Below are 3,420 nucleotides of genomic sequence, written 5' to 3'. Positions count from 1 at the left end.
TAATAGCGCGGCACAGGGATGTGCCGCCATTGGCGCAAGTCAATGCGAGCCCGCGAAATACCAGCCATTTCGCACAATGGCGCCCGTATTTCGCGGGCGGCAATCAAACAGGTCAGGACGACCTGTTTGATTGCCGGGTTAATAGCGGACTTGCAGTTTATTCTACTCTTTGACCCCCCACCGCCTGCAGCCGCCGCAAGATGCGCCCCACCGCATCGCGGCGCATGTCTTCCACCAGTATCTTCTGTTCCTGATCGGCCACCAGCACCTGGGTTTCGTCGAAGCGCAGCACGCGGGTGGACTCGATGGTTTCCGGGGCGAGCAGGGGCTGGCCCCGGGCGTCGTCCAGTTGGTAGCGGGCGGCGTAGCGCACTTCGTATTCGGCCACCTTACCGCTGCTGCCCACGGACAGGCTGCGACGGCCGCTTTGTTCGCCGAGCACAGTGAGCACCCACTGGGCCAGTTCGGGACCGGTGACGAGATCGGTACCGCCGGCTTTCAGGGCTTTGCGCAAGGCGCTTTGCAGGGGGCCGGCCTGACCGGTGAGGTACACAGGCGGCAGTTGGGCGGCCAGGGCCGGGCCACTGCCGCGCAGGTGGTAGCCGCAGGCGCTCAGCAGCAGACCGCAGGCCACCAGGGACAAGCCAGACCAGCGGTGTTTTCTCCCCCCCCTTTGAAAAAGGGGGGGGAGAAGACCGGGAAATGAGCGTGCCCGCCCCCCGGCCTCTGGCTTGTCGCCTGTTGCTTTCAACCCGCCACCACATTCACCAGCCGCCCCGGCACGACGATGATTTTGCGCACGGTTTTGCCGGCCACGAAGCGCTGCACGTTTTCTTCGGCCAGGGCGGCGGTTTCGATGTCGGCTTTGGGGGCCTCAAAGGGCACGGTGATCCGGCCGCGCAATTTGCCGTTAACCTGCACCACCAGTTCGATGATGTCTTTCACCAGGGCTTGTTCGTCCGCCACGGGCCAGGCTTGATCAACCACGGCATCGCTGTGACCCAGGGCCTGCCACAAGGCGTGGCAGATATGGGGCACGATGGGCGCCAGCAGGCGCACAACGGCCTCCAGAGCTTCGTGCATGACGGCACGGCCCCGGGGACTGCGGTCGTCGAATTTCCCCAAGGCGTTGCAAAGTTCCATGACAGCGGCGATGGCGGTGTTGAAGGTATGGCGCCGGCCCAGGTCGTCACTGACTTTGTGGATGATCTGGTGCACTTGGCCGCGCAAGGTTTTCTGGGCTTCGTTCAGTGCGCTCACGTCCAAAGCGGGAGCCGGGCCTTGTTGCACATGGCCATGCACCAGCTTCCACAGGCGCTTGAGAAAACGCTGCGCCCCCTCCACACCGGCGTCGGACCATTCCAATGACTGCTCCGGCGGCGCGGCAAACATCATGAACAGGCGGGCGGTGTCGGCACCGTAGCGCTCGATGAGTTCCTGCGGATCAACAGTGTTGCCTTTGGATTTGGACATCTTGGCGCCATCTTTGAGCACCATGCCCTGGGTGAGCAGCCGGGTAAAGGGCTCATCACCGGCCACCAGGCCCACGTCGCGCATGAGCTTGTGGTAGAAGCGGGCGTAGAGCAGGTGCAGGATGGCATGTTCGATGCCACCCACGTATTGATCCACGGGCAGCCAGTAGCGGGCTCGTTCATCCAGCATGGCTTCATCGTTGTCCGCCGAGCAGAAGCGGGCGTAGTACCAGCTCGATTCCATGAAGGTGTCGAAGGTGTCGGTTTCCCGCTCGGCCGCGCCGCCGCAACGGGGGCAGGTGGTCCGGTAAAACGCGGGCATTTTCTTGAGGGGTGAACCCACACCTTCGAACACCACCTCTCCGGGCAAGGTCACGGGCAGCTGATCCTCGGGCACGGGCACCGCACCGCAGACAGCACAATTGATCATGGGAATGGGCGCACCCCAATAACGTTGACGCGACACGCCCCAGTCGCGCAGGCGGTAGTTCACCCGGCGCCGGCCTTTTCCGGCGCGCTCCAAATACTCGGCGATTGCGTCAAAAGCCTGCTGGGAACTGAGACCGGTGAAATCACCGGAGTCCACCAGCAAACCTTTTTCCGTGTAGGCGGCCTCGCTCAAGTCCGCTTCGGAGCCATCGGCGGGAATGATGACTTGTTTGACGGGCAGCGCGTATTTTCGGGCGAACTCCCAGTCCCGCTGATCGTGACCGGGCACGGCCATCACCGCGCCTTCACCGTAGCCCAGGAGGACAAAGTTGGCGGCATAGACCGGCACTTTTTCACCGCTGACGGGGTGAATGGCGGACACCCCCGTGGCCACGCCTTTTTTCTCCAGGGCTTCCACGGCCGCCTCGGATGTCATGGTGTGACGGCATTCTTCGATGAAGCGGGCCAGGGCGGTATTGTGTTCCGCCGCTTTGGTGGCAAGGGGGTGTTCCGGCGCCACGGCCACGTACGTGACGCCCATGAGGGTGTCCGGGCGGGTGGTATAGACCTTGAGCGGCTCGTCGGCGCCTTCGATGCCGAAGTGGATCTCCACCCCTTCGGAACGGCCGATCCAGTTGCGCTGCATGGTTTTGACCTGCTCCGGCCAGTGCTCAAGCCGGTCCAGATCAGCCAGCAGTTCGTCCGCGTAAGCGGTGATTCGCATGAACCACTGGGGGATGTCCTTGCGCTCCACCGGCGTGTCGCAGCGCCAGCAGCACCCCTCGATGACCTGTTCATTGGCCAGCACGGTAAGGTCATTGGGGCACCAATTGACCGCCGCGGTTTTTTTGTAGACCAGGCCTTTTTCGTACAGTTTGGTGAACAGCCATTGTTCCCAGCGGTAGTAACCCGGATCACAGGTGGCCAGCTCCCGGCTCCAGTCGTAACCGAAGCCCAAACGCTTGAGCTGGCCGCGCATGTAGGCAATATTGTCCCGCGTCCACCTGGCCGGCGCGACGCCATTTTTCAGCGCCGCGTTTTCCGCCGGCAGGCCGAAGGCGTCCCAGCCCATGGGCTGCAGGACCGCCTTGCCCCGGGCCCGCTGATAACGGGCAATAACATCGCCGATGGTGTAGTTGCGCACATGCCCCATGTGCAGCCGGCCGCTGGGATAGGGAAACATGGCCAGGCAATAGAATTTTTCCTTGTCAGGTTTTTCGACAGCCTTGAAGCTGCCGCAGCGTTCCCAATAGGCTTGGGCATCGGCTTCTGTTTGGTGCGGATCGTAATTGGCGTCCATGGCATGGTCCGTCGGGACAAAGTAAAAGGGTTCAAGGATACCGCAGGGATACGGCACGCCTCAATCGGGGCAGTCACTGGCGTCTCCCCATTTTTTCACTTCATTGCCCCCAGCAATCCTGGCGCATCGGCGAACAGGTCGGGTTGTGGTGGTGCGAAGGCGGCTGTATGCCGTCTGCGCCGTAGCCAGGGATGGAAGATCACCTTGGCCATACTGAAC

The 3,420-nt window shown here is 62.4% G+C and carries 2 protein-coding genes; both read right to left on the bottom strand.

Features of this window, described 5'->3' with window-relative positions; genetic code table 11:
- Positions 1 to 157 precede the first annotated feature (157 nt).
- Positions 158 to 751, bottom strand: coding sequence for a hypothetical protein (locus ENJ19_03245; protein ID HHM04741.1), 594 nt, complete (start codon positions 749 to 751; stop codon positions 158 to 160).
- Complete coding sequence (locus ENJ19_03240) at positions 748 to 3,201, bottom strand: leucine--tRNA ligase (GenBank protein HHM04740.1); 2,454 nt, start codon at positions 3,199 to 3,201, stop codon at positions 748 to 750. The genes ENJ19_03245 and ENJ19_03240 overlap by 4 nt, the downstream gene beginning before the upstream one ends.
- Positions 3,202 to 3,420: the final 219 nt, after the last annotated feature.

Source organism: Gammaproteobacteria bacterium, from assembly GCA_011375345.1.
Taxonomy (GTDB): Bacteria; Pseudomonadota; Gammaproteobacteria; order DRLM01; family DRLM01; genus DRLM01.
Note: the sequence above shows the minus strand (reverse complement) of the source record. Positions and strands in the feature narration are given on the sequence as shown.

Coding starts and splice junctions, on each gene's coding strand:
- ENJ19_03240 (HHM04740.1), bottom strand. CDS start 3,201: ATGGACGCCAATTACGATCCGCACCAAACAGAAGCCGATGCCCAAGCC.